The sequence below is a fragment of the Microbacterium sp. SORGH_AS_0505 genome (assembly GCF_030818715.1).
Taxonomy (GTDB): domain Bacteria; phylum Actinomycetota; class Actinomycetes; order Actinomycetales; family Microbacteriaceae; genus Microbacterium.
On sequence record NZ_JAUTAT010000001.1, the window covers coordinates 508,616 to 524,269 of the forward strand.

Annotated in this window: 12 protein-coding genes and 1 pseudogene; 6 read left to right on the plus strand and 7 right to left on the minus strand. The window is 70.1% G+C overall.

The window, feature by feature from the left end; translation table 11 throughout:
- Nucleotides 1–102 precede the first annotated feature (102 nt).
- Complete coding sequence (locus QE428_RS02525) at nt 103–903, plus strand: CPBP family intramembrane glutamic endopeptidase (protein ID WP_307462674.1); 801 nt, start codon at nt 103–105, stop codon at nt 901–903.
- Between the two features lie 42 nt (nt 904–945).
- On the opposite strand, the gene QE428_RS02530 is transcribed toward QE428_RS02525, so the two are convergent.
- Nucleotides 946–2,256, minus strand: a complete 1,311-nt coding sequence (locus tag QE428_RS02530) for a UDP-glucose/GDP-mannose dehydrogenase family protein (RefSeq protein WP_307462676.1) — start codon at nt 2,254–2,256, stop codon at nt 946–948.
- Between the two features lie 172 nt (nt 2,257–2,428).
- Nucleotides 2,429–4,279 carry a glutamine--fructose-6-phosphate transaminase (isomerizing) gene (gene glmS, locus QE428_RS02535; protein ID WP_307462678.1) on the minus strand — a complete coding sequence of 617 codons (1,851 nt, stop codon included), beginning with the start codon at nt 4,277–4,279 and terminating at the stop codon, nt 2,429–2,431.
- Between the two features lie 155 nt (nt 4,280–4,434).
- Here glmS and QE428_RS02540 point away from each other — a divergent pair, with 155 nt between their 5' ends.
- Together QE428_RS02540 and QE428_RS02545 are read left to right on the plus strand one after the other, a co-directional pair.
- Nucleotides 4,435–4,944, plus strand: a complete 510-nt coding sequence (locus tag QE428_RS02540) for a CAP domain-containing protein (RefSeq protein ID WP_307462679.1) — start codon at nt 4,435–4,437, stop codon at nt 4,942–4,944.
- Nucleotides 4,945–5,024: 80 nt separating this feature from the next.
- Nucleotides 5,025–5,513 carry a VanZ family protein gene (locus tag QE428_RS02545; RefSeq protein WP_307462681.1) on the plus strand — a complete coding sequence of 163 codons (489 nt, stop codon included), beginning with the start codon at nt 5,025–5,027 and terminating at the stop codon, nt 5,511–5,513.
- On the opposite strand, the gene rfbD is transcribed toward QE428_RS02545, so the two are convergent.
- From rfbD to coaA, 4 genes are all read right to left on the minus strand, one after another.
- Entirely contained in the window at nt 5,501–6,904 is a 1,404-nt protein-coding gene (rfbD, locus tag QE428_RS02550; protein WP_307462683.1) for a dTDP-4-dehydrorhamnose reductase, read from the minus strand. The genes QE428_RS02545 and rfbD overlap by 13 nt on opposite strands.
- Nucleotides 6,901–7,899 carry a dTDP-glucose 4,6-dehydratase gene (gene rfbB, locus QE428_RS02555; protein WP_307462685.1) on the minus strand — a complete coding sequence of 333 codons (999 nt, stop codon included), beginning with the start codon at nt 7,897–7,899 and terminating at the stop codon, nt 6,901–6,903. The genes rfbD and rfbB overlap by 4 nt, the downstream gene beginning before the upstream one ends.
- A gap of 1 nt (nt 7,900) precedes the next feature.
- Complete coding sequence (rfbA, locus tag QE428_RS02560) at nt 7,901–8,770, minus strand: glucose-1-phosphate thymidylyltransferase RfbA (RefSeq protein ID WP_133399288.1); 870 nt, start codon at nt 8,768–8,770, stop codon at nt 7,901–7,903.
- An 81-nt stretch (nt 8,771–8,851) separates the two neighbouring features.
- Entirely contained in the window at nt 8,852–9,799 is a 948-nt protein-coding gene (gene coaA, locus QE428_RS02565; RefSeq protein WP_091356580.1) for a type I pantothenate kinase, read from the minus strand.
- Nucleotides 9,800–9,933: 134 nt separating this feature from the next.
- On the opposite strand from coaA, the gene QE428_RS02570 reads away from it, so the two are divergent.
- Nucleotides 9,934–11,505 (plus strand): cellulase family glycosylhydrolase, encoded by a 1,572-nt coding sequence (locus QE428_RS02570; protein WP_307462688.1) that lies wholly within the window; start codon nt 9,934–9,936, stop codon nt 11,503–11,505.
- Nucleotides 11,506–11,508: 3 nt separating this feature from the next.
- Here the strand turns inward: QE428_RS02570 and QE428_RS02575 are convergent.
- Nucleotides 11,509–12,403, minus strand: a pseudogene (locus tag QE428_RS02575) (SDR family oxidoreductase).
- 249 nt (nt 12,404–12,652) lie between these two features.
- Here QE428_RS02575 and QE428_RS02580 point away from each other — a divergent pair.
- Both QE428_RS02580 and QE428_RS02585 read left to right on the plus strand, forming a co-directional pair.
- Complete coding sequence (locus QE428_RS02580) at nt 12,653–14,029, plus strand: alpha/beta fold hydrolase (RefSeq protein ID WP_307462690.1); 1,377 nt, start codon at nt 12,653–12,655, stop codon at nt 14,027–14,029.
- A 17-nt stretch (nt 14,030–14,046) separates the two neighbouring features.
- Nucleotides 14,047–15,597 (plus strand): GMC family oxidoreductase, encoded by a 1,551-nt coding sequence (locus tag QE428_RS02585; protein ID WP_307462692.1) that lies wholly within the window; start codon nt 14,047–14,049, stop codon nt 15,595–15,597.
- The last annotated feature ends 57 nt before the right edge of the window (nt 15,598–15,654 follow it).

Sequence of the window (15,654 nt, forward strand, 5' to 3'; positions counted from 1 at the left end):
AACGGATGCCGCGGCTCGCCCCTCGCCGACGGCCCACCTCGGTGCTCGGCGGAACGACGGCGCTGCGGCGGGACGCGGACGGGCACCCGATACGGTAGGCCCGTGCAGGATCAGCTTAGCGACGGCCAGACGACCGCCGATTCCGTCTCGGAGCCGCCCTCCGAGACGGGGGTCGACGCGCCACGCCGTCGAGGGCGGCGGCAGCGACGCTCCGACTGGCGCCTGGGTGGGACGGCGGTCCGCTCCTGGAACGGCGGCCTCCTCGTCGTGGCCCTCCTCAGCCTCGGTGCGGCGATCTTCGCCGGGTCGCTCGTCCAGCTGCTGTGGACGAACCCGTGGGCGCCCCTCGCGTCGACCGTGGTCCTGTGGATCGGCATGCTCGTCCCCGTCGCGGTGGCCTTCCGCCGGGGCCGGCCCGCGGGCCTGCTGCGATTCCGCGCAGCTGACCTCGTCTACGCGCTCGCGCTGGGCCTCGCGCTCCGGCTTCTCGACGGATGGGTGACGGATGCCGCATCCCGCCCCTTCCCGACGGCGGACCCGACCCCCTCATGGCTGCTGACGGAGGCTCTCCCCGCGGGACTCATCGGCCCGGCGGTCGAGGAGTTCTTCTTCCGCACCGTGATCCTGGTGGCCGTCTACTCGCTGCTCCGTCGCCCCGCCGGACGGCTGGCTGCGGCGGTCGCTGCCGTTCTCGTGTCGACGGCGACGTTCATCCTCATCCACGTGGTGGACGGGTCGCTGCCGGTCGCGGAGTCGATCTCGGTGGGCGCCGTCGGGCTCGTGTGCGCGACGCTCGTGATCCTCACGGGTCGCATCTGGGGCGCCGTGCTGGTGCACATCGTCTACAACGCGACGATGCTGCTCCTTCTCGCCGCGGGCGGCGTGATCTCCGGCGGGCAGTGACACCACCCGCCGGAGCGCGGACCCCCGATCAGGGGTGAACGGTCAGGGGCGACCCATGCCGTAGTACGTCCACCCGGCGGCGCGCCAGGCGGCGGGGTCGAGGGCGTTGCGTCCGTCGACGACGATGCGTCCGGCGGCGAGCTGCGCGGCGTGCTCGGGGTCGAGCTCGCGACGGTACTCGTCCCACTCGGTGACGAGGACGACGGCGTCGGCGCCGGTGAGCGCCTCGTCGCGGTCGGCGACGTACGACAGCTGCGGGTGCTGACGGCGGGCGTTCTCGATCGCCTCGGGGTCGGTGACGGAGACGATGGCGCCCAGGCCGTGCAGGCGGACGGCGACGTCGAGACCGGGAGAGTCGCGGATGTCGTCGGAGTGCGGCTTGAACGCCGCGCCGAGGACGGTGACCTTCTTGCCGTAGGCGCTGCCGCCGAGCCCCTGGACGACGAGGTCGACGGCGCGGTCCCGACGGCGCATGTTGATCTCGTCGACTTCGCGCAGGAAGGCGACGGACTCGCCGCGGCCGAGCTCCTCGGCACGGGCCGAGAAAGCGCGGATGTCCTTGGGCAGGCAGCCGCCGCCGAAACCGATGCCGGCGCCGAGGAAGCGGCGGCCGATGCGCGCGTCGTGGCCGATCGCGTCGGCGAGCATCGTGACGTCGGCACCGGCGACCTCGGCGATCTCGGCCATGGCGTTGATGAAGCTGATCTTGGTGGCGAGGAACGCATTCGCCGATACCTTGACGAGCTCGGCGGTGGCGTAGTCGGTGACGATGAAGGGCGTGCCCTTGGCGATCGAGGGGTGGTACACCTCGCGGAGGACCTGCGTGACCCGCTCGCCCTCCTCACCGGCGGGGACGCCGGCGACGAGACGGTCGGGGTCGACCGTGTCCTGGACGGCGAAGCCTTCGCGCAGGAACTCGGGGTTCCAGACGAGCGTTGCGCCCGCCTCGCTGACGCGGGGGGCGAGGGATGCCGCGGTCCCGACCGGAACGGTCGACTTGCCGGCGACGATGTCGCCCTCGGAGAGGTGGGGCAGGAGGGCGTCGACGGCGGCGTTGACGTAAGTGAGGTCGGCCGCGTAGCCGCCCTTGACCTGCGGCGTACCGACACCCACGAAGTGGACCTTCGCCCCCGCGGCGGCGGCGAAGTCGGTCGTGAACGAGAGCCGGCCCGAGGCGATGCCGTCGGCGAGGATCTCGGCGAGACCGGGCTCGAAGAACGGCGCCTTGCCCGAGGCGAGGGTCGCGATCTTGCGCTCGTCGACGTCGATTCCGACCACTTCGTGGCCGATCGAGGCCATCGCGGCGGCGTGGACGGCACCCAGGTAGCCGCATCCGATGACAGAAAGTCGCATCGTGAGAGTCCCTCCATGATGGCGCCGAGTCCTCGACACCCCGGTCGTTTCTACCAGATTCCCGGGTCGATCTTTTCTCGGCGGTGTGTCTGCGAGGTGTCGAGGCGGATGCACGGGAGTGCCCCGGATCCCTTCGGGTCGGGCACAGGCACAGGCACGGGCACGGGCTGACTCACTCGACGGTGACGGACTTCGCGAGGTTGCGCGGCTGATCCACGTCGAGGCCCTTCGCCGTGGCGAGACCCATCGCGAAGATGTGGAGCGGCACGACCGCCAGCAGCGGCTCGAACAGCGGACCCGCGAGCGGGATGCGCAGCACCTCGTCGGCGAACGGGAGGACGGCGGCATCCCCCTCCTCGGCGACGGCGATGACACGTGCACCGCGGGCACGGATCTCCTGGATGTTCGAGACGACCTTCTTGTGCAGCTCGCTCGACGCGCGCGGCGACGGGACGATGACGAACACGGCCTGGCCCGGCTCGATGAGCGCGATGGGTCCGTGCTTGAGCTCGCCGGCGGCGAAACCCTCGGCATGGATGTAGGCGAGCTCCTTGAGCTTCAGGGCGCCCTCGAGGGCGATCGGGTACCCGACGTGGCGGCCGAGGAACAGCACCGATTGAGTGTCGCCCATCCAGCGGGCGAACTGCTCGATGTGCTCCTGCTCGGTCTCGAGCACGCGGGCGATCCCGGCGGGGATGGCCTCGAGCTGGGCCACCGCGTCGTGCGAGGTCTCGGACGAGAGCGAGCCGCGCACGCGACCGATGTGCAGCGCCAGCAGGTACAGCGCCGTGATTTGCGCGACGAAGGCCTTCGTCGACGCGACGGCGACCTCGGGGCCTGCGTGGGTGTAGACGATCGCGTCGGATTCGCGCGGGATCGTCGCGCCCTGCGTGTTGCAGATCGACAGGGTCTTCGCGCCCTGCTCGCGGGCGTACTTGACGGCCATGAGCGTGTCCATCGTCTCGCCGGACTGCGAGATCGACACGACGAGGGTGTCGGGGCCGATCACCGGGTCGCGGTAGCGGAACTCGTGCGCGAGTTCGACGTCGACGGGGACCCGCGTCCACTGCTCGAGCGCGTACTTGCCGACCATGCCCGCGTAGGCGGCGGTGCCGCACGCGATGACGATGACGCGGTGGATGCCGGTGAACAGGTCGTCGAGCCCGTCGAGCTCGGGGATCACGACGGCGCCGTCCTGGAGGCGGCCGCGCAGCGTGTTGGCGACGGCTTCGGGCTCCTCCGAGACCTCCTTCGCCATGAACGACGACCAGCCGCCCTTCTCGGCGGCCGAGGCGTCCCAGACGACCTCGAACGGCTCGACGTCGACGGCGCCGCCGGCGAAGTCGGTGACCTCGACGCCCTGCGGCGTGATCGCGACGATCTGGTCCTGCCCGATCGCGAGCGCGTTGCGGGTGTGCTCGACGAAGGCGGCGACGTCGGAGCCGAGGAAGTTCTCACCCTCGCCCAGGCCGATCACGAGCGGGGAGTTGCGGCGAGCGCCGACGACGAGGCCGGGGTGGTCCTGGTGCATCGCGAGCAGCGTGAACGCACCCTCGAGGCGGGCGACGACGGCGCGGAAAGCGGCGACGAGGTCGTGGGATGCCGCGAACTCGCGGCCGAGCAGGACCGCGGCGACCTCGGTGTCGGTCTCGCTCTCGAACGCGTAGCCCTGCGCGAGCAGCTCGTCCTTCAGCTCGGCGAAGTTCTCGATGATGCCGTTGTGGATGACGGCGAGCTTGCCGTCGTCGGCGAGATGGGGGTGCGCGTTGACGTCGGTCGGTCCGCCATGGGTCGCCCAGCGGGTGTGACCGATACCGGTCGTGCCGTCGGACATGGGGTGGGCGGCGAGGTCGTCGCGGAGGATCTGGAGCTTGCCGGCGCGCTTGCGCATCTCGAGGTCGCCGTCGCCGTCGATGACGGCGATACCGGCGGAGTCGTAACCGCGGTACTCGAGGCGGGCGAGGCCCGAGAGGAGGATGGCCTGACTGTCACGAGGCCCCACGTATCCGACGATTCCACACATGGGCTCCATGCTAGGCGCGGCCGGCTGGGACTCCGACGTGGGCCCGACCATCGGGCGCGTCGGCCCGGCAAGGCCTGGCGAGGCGGCATCCCTTTTGGTACGTATGAGGGGCCGTGTCCCCCGCACGGCCGTGCCGCACACGACGGAGTCCCCCCATGTCCTCATCCCCCCTTGCCCGCAGACCCCTCAGTCATCGCCGTTCCGCCCTTGTCCTGACGGCGGCGCTGGCCCTCACCTTCGCCGTCGTGCCTGCGACGGCGGCATCCGCTGCCGTGTCGACGTCGTGCACCGGCACGACGCAGTCCGCGGTGCAGAAGCGGATCCTCGCCGACGTGAACGCCGCCCGGAAGGCGAACGGCAAGAAGGCGTTGACGCTGAACTCGGCGATGTCGACGGTCGCCGTGAACTGGTCGAGCAAGCAGGCTGCCGCGAACCGGATGAGCCACAACCCGAGGTACTCCTCGCAGATCCCGTCGGGCTGGACGCGCGCCGGCGAGAACGTGGCGTTCGGTTACTCCCCGCAGAAGGTCAACGCCGCGTGGATGACGTCATCGGGCCACCGGGCGAACATCCTCGGCTCGTACAACCGGATCGGGATCGGCGTCGCCTGCTCCTCGAAGGGCCTGCCGTTCTACACGCAGGTGTTCGGCAACTACTCGAAGTGACATCCGGCGGAGCGTCGGGCCGGCGGTCGTAGACTCGTCGCTCACACCGCAGCGTCGCGTCAGCCCCTCGAGGAGGACCGATGCCCGACGCCCCGCCGATTCCCCCGCGATCGATCCCGCAGCGGCCGCCGCTGCCGGCGACCGTCCCGCCACGTCGGGTGCGGCGCGCATCCGTCCCCGTCCTCGCTCTCGCCGGCTATCTGGTGACCCTGGCGCTCATCGCGTTCTGGCCGACGCCCGTCGACGCGGGCGTCGCGCCGCTGATCGACGCACTGTCGCGCCGGGTGCCGGCGATCACCGGCCCGCGGGTCGAGTTCGCCGCCAACATCGCGCTGTTCGTGCCGTTCGGGGTGCTCCTGCCGCTGATCCTGCGCCGGGCGCGCGAACTGGTGCTGCCGATCGCGCTCGTGGCGACCGTGACGATCGAGTCCGCTCAGGCTCTCGTGCTCGCGGCGCGTGTGCCGAGCGTGCTCGACATCGTCGCCAACCTCACCGGTGCAGCGGTCGGCATGCTCGCGCTGGCCGTGTGGCGTCGTGTCCGCCGGTCCGGACGCCGTCAGCTCAGGTAGCTGCGGAGGGCGTCCCGCCAGTCGCGCGGTGCGAAGCCGGCCGCCTCGATCTTGCCGAGGTCGAGGACCGACCAGCGCGGTCGCGGCGCGACGGGATCCGCCGCCGAGGCGAAGTAGTCGGCCGTGGAGACCCCGGTGACCGCAGCACGGTCGTGGCCGCCCAGCTCGTACACCTCGGCGGCGATGTCAGCCCACGAGGCGTGATCCCCCGACCCGGTGAGGTTGTAGGTGCCGTACGCCGCGCCCGTCGAAAGCAGGTGCCGGATGCCGGCCGCCAGGTCGTCAGTGAAGGTGAGACGCCCGATCTGATCGTCGACGACGGACGGCGCGATGCCGCGTTCGGCGAGGGAGGCCATCGTCCGGACGAAGTTCTTGCCCTCGCCGATGACCCACGAGGTCCGGACGACGTAATGGCGGGGAACGGCGGCGACGATCGCGTCGGCGGCGGCTTTGGTCTGGCCGTACACGCCGAGCGGCGCGACCGGCTCAGCCTCGCTGTAGGGAGCGTCGGCGGTGCCGTCGAACACGTAGTCACTCGAGACGTGGACGAGGGTGATGCCGTTCTCGGCGGCGATCCTGGCGAGCTGGGCGACGGCCGTCACATTCCCCGCCCATGCCCCCGCACGGTCGGTCTCGGCGCCGTCGACGGCCGTGTAGGCGGCCGCGTTGATAATCGTGCTGTAGTCGCGCCAGCGGCGAGCGCCCGACAGATCGCCCGTCAGGTCGAGGTCCGCACGGGCGGCGAACTCGACGCTCGCGTCGCCCGCGTACGCCGCCTGCAGCGCGCGTCCGAGCTGTCCGCCGGCACCTACCACGAGGGTCTTCTTCGCGGGGATCGGCACGACGTCGGCGAGCCGCGGGTGGGCGCGGTCCTTCGCCGAGATCTCGACGTCTGCGAGCGGGATCGGCCAGTCGATCGCGGCGGTCTCGTCGGCCAGGTTGAGGAACGAGTACGACGCGTCGGGCGACCAGTGGTCGTTGACGAGGTACGTGTACGAGGTGTCGGGCTCGAGCGTCTGGTACGAGTTGCCCACGCCGCGCGGGATGAAGATCGCGCGCGACGGGTCGAGCTCGGCCGTGAACACGGCGCCGAAGGTCGGCCCCTCGCGCAGATCGACCCACGCGCCGAAGATGCGGCCGCTGGCGACCGAGACCCACTTGTCCCAAGGCTCGGCGTGGATGCCGCGGGTCGTCCCCGCGGCATCGTTGAACGAGATGTTGTTCTGGACGGGCCCGAAGTCGGCGAGACCCGCGGCCGTCATCTTCTCGCGCTGCCAGTTCTCCTTGAACCAGCCGCGGCTGTCGCCGTGGACGGGGAGGTCCCAGAGGACGAGGCCGGGGATGCCGGTTTCGGTGGAGCGGAGGGCTTTACCGAAATCGGTCACGGTCACTGTCCCTTGCTGGCGTAGAACGCCTCGACGCCGTCCTTCGCGGGAGCCCACCACGCCTCGTTCTCGCGGTACCAGTCGATCGTCGCGGCGAGACCCGCCTCGAAGTCGCGGTAGGTGGGGGTCCAGCCGAGCTCGGTGCGGAGCTTGGTGGAGTCGATCGCGTAGCGCAGGTCGTGACCGGCGCGGTCGGTGACGTGGTCGTAGCCGTCGGGCGACTCGCCCATGAGCTGCAGGATCAGCTCGACGACGGTTTTGTTGTCCTTCTCGCCGTCGGCGCCGATCAGGTAGGTCTCGCCGATCTCGCCCTTGTCGAGGATGGTCAGCACGGCGGACGAGTGGTCGTCGGCGTGGATCCAGTCCCGCACGTTCTCGCCCTTGCCGTAGAGCTTGGGACGGATGCCGCGCAGCACGTTCGTGATCTGTCGCGGGATGAACTTCTCGACGTGCTGGTACGGCCCGTAGTTGTTCGAGCAGTTGCTGATCGTCGCGCGGACGCCGAACGAGCGCACCCACGCTCGGACGAGCAGGTCGCTGCCCGCCTTGGTCGAGGAGTACGGGGACGACGGGTTGTACGGGGTCTGCTCCGTGAACCGCGCCGGGTCGTCGAGCTCGAGGTCTCCGTAGACCTCGTCGGTCGAGATGTGGTGCAGCCGGGTGTCGTGGCGGCGTGCTGCTTCGAGCAGCGTGTACGTCCCGATGATGTTCGTGTCGAGGAACGGCCGGGGGTCGTGGAGCGAGTTGTCGTTGTGCGACTCCGCCGCGTAGTGCACGACGGCATCCGCCTTCTCGAAGAGGCCGTCCACGAGCTCGGCGTCGGCGATGTCGCCCACGACGAGGTTCACGCGGTCCTCGGGGAGGCCGGAAAGCGAGGACTCGTTGCCCGCGTACGTGAGCTTGTCGAGCACCGTGACGGTGTGGTCGGTGTGTGCGACGACGTGGTGGACGAAGTTCGAGCCGATGAAGCCGGCGCCGCCGGTAACGAGGAGGTGTGTCATTTCATTCGCCCCTGTTCAGGATGTCGAGCAGATACGTGCCGTATCCGGACTTGATCAGCTTCTCGGCGCGCTCGCGGAGCTCATCCTCGCTGAGGAAGCCCTGCCGCCAGGCGACCTCCTCCGGAACGCCGATCTTGAGTCCGGTGCGCCGTTCGATCGTGCGGACGTACTCGCCGGCGTCGAGCATCTGGTCGAAGGTGCCGGTGTCGAGCCACGCGGTGCCGCGCGGGAGGACCTCGACCTGCAGCTTGCCCGCCGCGAGGTAAGCGCTGTTGATATCGGTGATCTCGTACTCGCCGCGGGGCGACGGGCTCAGCCCGCGAGCGATCTCGACGACGTCGTTGTCGTAGAAGTACAGCCCGGGGACGGCGTAGTTGCTCTTGGGCTGGGCGGGCTTCTCTTCGAGCGAGATGGCCTTGCCGTCGCCGTCGAACTCGACCACGCCGTAGGCGCTGGGCTCCGCGACGTAGTAGGCGAAGACCGCGCCGCCGTCGACGTTCCGGTACTGCTGCAGCTGTGAGCCGAGACCCGGGCCGTAGAGGAGGTTGTCGCCGAGCACGAGGGCGACGGAGTCGTCGCCGATGTGGTCGGCGCCGATCGTGAAGGCCTGAGCGAGACCGTCGGGCGAGGGCTGCTGGGCGAACGTCAGCGAGATGCCGAACTGCGACCCGTCACCGAGGAGCCGTTCGAAGTGCTCGGCGTCGTGCGGCGTCGTGATGATGAGGATGTCGCGGATCCCCGCCAGCATCAGGGTGGTGAGCGGGTAGTAGATCATCGGCTTGTCGTACACCGGGATGAGCTGCTTCGAGACGCCGAGCGTGATCGGGTGCAGTCGCGTGCCCGACCCCCCGGCGAGAATGATGCCCTTCATGGCTCCCCCTGTCATGTCGCGGCCCAGCGTGAAGACAGAGCCTCGGCGATCCTATCGTCCCGGTGTTATGGGCGATGAAAGTCAGAGCTTGCGCAGGCGCACCGTCTCGACGGTGTGGTCGGCGGCCTTGCGGAGTACGAGCTTTGCGCGGTGCCGGGTCGGCTCGACGTTCTCGAGCAGGTTCGGCAGGTTGATGTCGTTCCAGTACCCCAGCGCCCGTGAGACGGCTTCGTCGTCGGAGATGTCGGCGAAGACCTTGAAGAACGAGTTCGGGTTCGAGAAGGCGGCTTCGCGAAGCGCGAGGAACCGGTTCACGTACCACTGAGCGATGTGGTCGTGATCGGCGTCGACGTAGATGGAGAAGTCGAACAGCTCGCTGACGGCGATGTCGTGGGGGTTCGGCGCGGACGCGAGGACGTTCAGTCCCTCGACGATGATGACGTCGGGGCGACGCACCGTCACCTGCGCATCGGGGATGATGTCGTACCGCATGTGCGAGTAGTACGGCGCTCGCACCTCCGGCTCCCCCGACTTCACGGCGACGAGGAACTCGACGAGCGCGCGGCGGTCATACGACTCGGGGAAGCCCTTGCGGTCCATGATCCCGCGGCGTTCGAGCTCGGCGTTCGGGTAGAGGAAGCCGTCGGTCGTCACGAGTTCGACGCGCGGCGTGCCGGGCCACCGGCTCATCAGCTCGCGCAGCAGACGGGCGACCGTCGACTTGCCGACCGCCACGGACCCCGCGACGGCGACGATGAACGGGGTCGTGGCATCCGCTTCGCCGACGAAGTCCGCCGTGTCGGAACCGAGCCGCTTGGTGGCCGAGGCGTAGAGCGAGAGCAGACGGCTGAGGGGCAGGTAGACCTCGCGCACCTCGGTGATGTCGAGGCGGTCGCCGATGCCGCGCAGCTGGACGACCTCGTTCTCGGTGAGGGGCTGTTCCACGCCGGCCGCCATGCGAGCCCACTCGGCCCGGGGGATCTCGCGGTACAACGAATCGATGGTCGTCGGCGTCTCATCGGGGGACATTGCGGCAACTCTAGTCCGACGCCGACGGCCCCTCACGCGCGGGACGCACGCGCGCGAGAGGCGGGGTGTCCCGTACTCTGGGAACTCGGTGTTCCATCGCGGCCGTTCTGCCGCTCTCGACGGGGGTTTTTCCGATGCTGCGACGCGTGCTCGCGGTCCTGGCCGCAGTGGTGCTGACGGCATCCCTCGGCGTCGCCTCGGCCCCGGACACGGCCGATGCCGCCACGCTCCCCTGGCTGAGGACGCAGGGGTCGAAGATCGTGGACGCCTCGAGCGGCAAGACCGTGACCCTCAAGGCCACGTCGTGGTTCGGCATGGAGACCGACACGTGCGCTCCGCACGGGCTGTGGTCGATCACGCTCGACCAGGGCATGGCGCAGATCGCGGGCATGGGCTTCAACACCGTGCGCCTACCGTTCTCGAACGAATGCCTGGCGAAGAGGTCGGTCGGCTCCGTCAACACCGCGCTCAACCCGACGCTCGCGAAAGCCTCGGCGCTGTCTGTGATGGATGCCGTGATCGCGAGCGCCCGCAAGTACAACCTGCGCGTGATCCTCGACCGGCACCGGCCGGGTTCCGACGCCCAGTCCGAGCTCTGGTACACGAAGAAGTACTCGGAGTCCCGGTGGATCTCGGACTGGAAGATGCTCGCGAAGCGGTACAAGAACCAGCCGACGGTGATCGGCTTCGACCTGCACAACGAGCCGCGCGGCAAGGCGTGCTGGGGGTGCGGGGTGAGCTCCCGCGACTGGCGCGCCGCGGCGATGCGCGCCGGCAATGCGATCCACACCGTCAACTCGAGGCTGCTCATCATCGTCGAGGGCGTGCAGTACGGCTCCGACGGCAAGGGCACGTGGTGGGGCGGCAACCTCACGGGTGTGAAGTCGAAGCCGGTCACCCTGAAGGTGAAGAACCGGGTCGTCTACTCGCCGCACGAGTACCCGTCGTCGGTGTTCGACCAGCCGTGGTTCCGCGACAAGCGGTACCCCGAGAACCTCCGCGCGCTGTGGGACAAGCAGTGGGGCTACATCGTCACGAAGAACATCGCCCCGGTGTTCGTCGGGGAGTTCGGCACGAAGCTGCAGTCGTCGTCCGACAAGAGGTGGCTGTCGAAGCTCGTCCAGTATCTGAAGGACCGGCGCATGAGCTGGGCGTACTGGTCGTTCAACCCGAACAGCGGCGACACCGGCGGCCTGCTGAAGGACGATTGGTACACGCGCGAGAAGACCAAGCTCGCCGCGCTGAAGCCGATCCTGACGCCGAGGAACGTGCGCTATCCCGCCGCCCCGGCTCCGACACCCGCGCCGCGGCCGTCCCCGCAGCAGCCCGCGCCCGGCTCGACGCCCGACGCCTCGGTCGGAAAGTCGACGAGCGCGTCCTCGAATGGCGTCTCGGCGACCCTGACCGTGACGAGCTCGTGGCCGTCGAAGTACCAGATCGCCCTCGCTCTCACGGCCTCGTCGGGTGTCAAGGTGCGCGCGTGGACGGCGTCGTGGGCGTCGCCCGGTGCGACCGCCGTCGACAGCGCGTGGGGCATGTCGTGCCGTGTCGCGAGTCCCGGCACGGCGAGTGCCCGTATCAGCTGCTCGGGCACGGAGTGGGGGCTCGCGAACCTCACGCAGGGGTCCCGGGTCGACGTCGGCGCGATCTTCACCGCGCCGAAGGCACCGGCATCCCCTCCCCTGACTCTGTCGGTGACGCGCTGACCACTAGGGCGTGACCATCCCGCCGTTGACGTTCAGGGTTTCGCCCGAGACGTAGCTCGACTCCGCCGAGGCGAGGAAGACGAACGCGGGTGCGATCTCGGCGGGCTGCCCGGCCCGCTTGTACTCGTTCTCCTCGTCGAAGGCCTTCATCTGCTCGTCCGAGACGCCGTCGCTGACCTGCAGCGCCGACCAGACCGGGCCCGGCGCGACGACGTTGACCCGGATGCCGCGGGGAGCCAGCTGCTGTGCGAGACCCTTCGACAGGTTGTTGACCGCCGCCTTCGTCGCGGCGTAGTCGAGGCGGTCGGGGGCGGGCTTGTACGCCTCGAGCGAGGCGGTGCTGATGATGGATGCCCCGGCCGGCATGTGGGCGAGCGCGGCCTTCACGATCCAGAAGAACGCGAAGACGTTGGTCTCGAACGTGGTGCGGAACTGGTCGTCGGAGAGGTCTTCGACGCGCTCGACGGCGACCTGCTTTCCGGCGTTGCTGACGAGGATGTCGATGCCGCCGAGGAACTCCGCCGCCTCGGCGACGAGGTCGCGGCAGCGCGCTGGGTCGGTGATGTCGGCGGCGATGGCGTGGCCGCGCACGCCGGCCTCGGCGATGACCTGCAGGACGTGGTCGGCATCCTCGCTCTCGTCGGGCAGATGCACGATGACGACGTCGGCTCCCTCCCGCGCGAAAGCGATGGCCGCGGCCGCCCCGATGCCCGAGTCGCCGCCCGTGACGAGCGCCTTGCGTCCGCGCAGGCGGTCCGACCCCCGGTACGTGTGCTCGCCCAGGTCGGGGACCGGCGTCATCCGCGCCTGCACGCCCGGCTCGGGCTGGTGCTGCACGGGCGGCTCGACGCGGGCGTAGCGGGTGACGGGGTTTGTCGAACGTGTACTGGTCGGTCATGCCCGACACGTTAGGTCGGGGCGGGGCATCGGTTCACCCCCTTGCGCCCGTCCGGGAGGCGAGGCAGGGCGCGTGCCGGATTCGGATGGTGGCGTCGGATTCGGATCGGGAATCGGTATCCCATCGAAATCTGAGCTCGATGTCCGAATCCGGCGCCCGGAATCGGGCCGCCGACGCCGGGATGATCGCAGGTGCTCATCCCGGGCGCAAGCGTTCCGACGAGATGATCCGCGTTCCTACAGTTGAGCCGTGCCGAGCGCTGCGAACCACCCTCACGAGTGCACCGTCTTCTTCTTGCCGGGATTGGGACTGGATGCCGCCTCTGCCGGCGCCATCGCGGCCTCGGCCGATCCGCGGCTCCGCGTCGTCGGCATCGATCTGCTCGATCGGGGGCGCGCGGCATCCGTCGACGACCTCGCCGACACCGCGCTCGAGCGGATCACGGCGGAGGTCGACGGCGGCCCGTTCCTCGTCTGCGGACACAGCCTCGGCGGCAAAGTCGCCGCTCGCGTCATGGCGCGCGTGCTGGCCGGCACCGAGCAGGTCTTCGGGCTCGCGGGCGCCGTGCTCCTCGCTCCCTCTCCCCCGACCCCCGAGCCGATGCCCGACGACAAGCGCGCCGAGATGCTCGCTACCGCGCAGGGCGACCACCTGTCGCGAGAGGATGCCGCGGCCTTCGTCTCTGCGAACGTCGCCACCCCCCTGTCCGCCGAGGTGAACGACGCGGCGATCGATGCCGTCGTGCGGCAACCGGCATCCGCGTGGCGCGACTGGCTCACCGCGGGCAGCCTCGAGGACGCGACGTCGCTCGTGGGCGCGCTCGACCTGCCCGTCGTCGTACTGGCGGGCGAGGACGACGAGGCGCTCGGCGCCGATGCGCAGCCCGATCTGATCGCCGAGGTCTACCCCCGCGCCCGCGTCGAGCGGATGCCGGGCGTCGGCCACCTGCTGCCGTACGAGGCTCCCGAGCGGGTCGCCGCGGTGCTCGCCGAGACGTGGGATGCGATCCGCGCGGCGGCTCCGGTGGTGCCGGCGGAGTGGGGGCGCGTGATCGCGTCGTCGCGCGTCGACGTCGCCGTGCGGCGGGCGCTCGCCCACCGCGCGATCGCGGATGACCGGGGCCGCGCGCCCCGCACGCTGAACCGTGCGCAGGTCGAGACGCTCCGCGCGCTCGCGGCGCTGCTCGTGCCGCAGGGCGACGGACCGTCCATCGACCTGGCGACGCGCATCGACGACATGCTCGCCGAGGGCGGCACCGACGGCTGGCGTCCGCTCGGCTCCCCCGCCGATCCGATCGCGTACGCCCGTGGCCTCGACGCGATCGCCGCCGTGTGGCCCGGCGAGGTCGCCGAGCAGCGCAGCCTGATCGTGCGGCTCATCACCGACGGGATCGACGCGGCGGGCCTCGGGGCAGACGGCATCCGCTCATGGTTCGAAGATGCGCGCAACGATCTGCTGCGCATGTGGCTGGCCCACCCGGCGTCGCTCGCGCGCATCGGGTTCGACGGTTTCGCGGTCGGCGGTACCGGCCCGCGTCCGGCGGGATGGTCGGCCATCTCGGCGGGCGAACGAGAGACATGGGAGCCGAGCGAGCTCGGCGAGACAGTGGTGGAGGGAGCCGCGTGACCGGCGATCATCGCCGGGTGACGGATCACCCGGGCATGCAGAGGTTCGATCTGAACGAGGTCGTCGACGTCGTCGTCGTCGGGACGGGTGCCGGCGGCGCTCCCCTGCTCGCGCGGCTCGCCGCGGCGGGCCTGCGGGTCGTGGCGCTCGAGGCGGGCCCGGACTTCTCGCCCAGCGAGTTCACCCCCGACGAGCTCGAGTCCACGAAGATCAACTGGATGTCGGAGCGCCTCAGCGGCGGCGACGATCCGACGGCGTTCGGGCCGAACAACAGCGGCTACGGCGTCGGCGGAAGCACGCTGCACTGGGGCGCGTTCACCCCACGACCGGATGCGCGCGACCTGCGCCTGCGCACCGACACGGGCGAGGGGCGCGACTGGCCGATCGATCACGCCGAACTGATCCGCTACATCGAGCGGGTCGAATCCGACATCGGCGTCAGCGGACCGGCGCACTACCCGTGGGACCCCTCGCGCTCGTACGCCTACCCGCCGGTGCGGCGCAACGGCTCGTCCGACGTGATGATCCGCGGGTGCGAGGCCCTCGGCATCACGGCGACCGACGGACCGGCGGCGATCCTCACGCGCGACCGCGACCAGCCGCACTACGGCGTGCGCTCGGCGACGCTCGACAACGGCGACATCCATCAGGGCGACCGCTTCGGCGCGAAGGCGACGACCGCGAACACGTACCTCCCGGCCGCCGTGACCGCCGGTGCCGAGGTACGCCCCGACGCCTTCGTCCACGGGATCGAACGAGATGCCGCGGGCACCGTCACGGCCGTCGTGTACCGCTCGGGCGGTGCCAATCACCGGCAGCGCTGCGCCGCTCTCGTGCTCGCGGCCGGAGGCGTCGAGACGCCGCGGCTGCTGCTGCACACGGGAGTCGGCAATGCGAACGGTGTCGTGGGCCGTGGGTTCATGGCGCACGGCGGCGTGCAGGTGTGGGGCACGTTCGACGAGCCGATCCGCGGCTACCGCGGGTACCCGTCGTCGATCATCAGCGAGGACTTCGTGCGTCCGGATGACGCAGACTTCGTGGGCGGCTACCTGCTGCAGAGCCTCGGCGTGATGCCGCTGAACTTCGGTACGCAACTCGTCCGCGGGGCGGGGCTCTGGGGCGACGACCTCATGTCGGCCATGAGCACCTATCCATTCAGCGCCGGGGTCGGCATGAACGGCGAGTGCCTGCCCGACGACCGCAACGCGCTGACCCTCAGCGACGAGATTGCCGAAGACGGGATGCCGCGGGCCGAGATCACGTTCTCGCAGGGAGACAACGAGCGGGCCATCGACCGGCACGGCGTCGCGGTGATGGAGCGGATCCTGCGGGCCGCGGGTGCCCGCAGCACGCGGGTCCTGCAGCGCTCGTGCCACACACTCGGGACGGCGCGGATGGGTGACGATCCGACCGACAGCGTCGTGGACGCATCCGGTCGGTCGCACGAGGTCGAGAACCTCTGGATCTGCGACAACTCGACGTTCCCGAGTGCTCTGACGGCGAACCCCGCGTTGACGCAGATGGCGCTCGCCTTGCGTACAGCTGACCTCATGCTCGCCGGTCGCTGACGTTCGTCATCCTCCGGACACGTCGGTCCGCTACGGTGAGCGGCACGTCTTCGCCAA

What these genes read in the sequence shown, in the direction of transcription:
- QE428_RS02530 (WP_307462676.1), bottom strand. Translation starts at nt 2,256, where the DNA reads ATGCGACTTTCTGTCATCGGATGCGGCTACCTGGGTGCCGTCCACGCC.
- glmS (WP_307462678.1), bottom strand. Translation starts at nt 4,279, where the DNA reads ATGTGTGGAATCGTCGGATACGTGGGGCCTCGTGACAGTCAGGCCATC.
- QE428_RS02540 (WP_307462679.1), top strand. Translation starts at nt 4,435, where the DNA reads ATGTCCTCATCCCCCCTTGCCCGCAGACCCCTCAGTCATCGCCGTTCC.
- QE428_RS02545 (WP_307462681.1), top strand. Translation starts at nt 5,025, where the DNA reads ATGCCCGACGCCCCGCCGATTCCCCCGCGATCGATCCCGCAGCGGCCG.
- rfbB (WP_307462685.1), bottom strand. Translation starts at nt 7,899, where the DNA reads ATGACACACCTCCTCGTTACCGGCGGCGCCGGCTTCATCGGCTCGAAC.
- rfbA (WP_133399288.1), bottom strand. Translation starts at nt 8,770, where the DNA reads ATGAAGGGCATCATTCTCGCCGGGGGGTCGGGCACGCGACTGCACCCG.
- coaA (WP_091356580.1), bottom strand. Translation starts at nt 9,799, where the DNA reads ATGTCCCCCGATGAGACGCCGACGACCATCGATTCGTTGTACCGCGAG.
- QE428_RS02570 (WP_307462688.1), top strand. Translation starts at nt 9,934, where the DNA reads ATGCTGCGACGCGTGCTCGCGGTCCTGGCCGCAGTGGTGCTGACGGCA.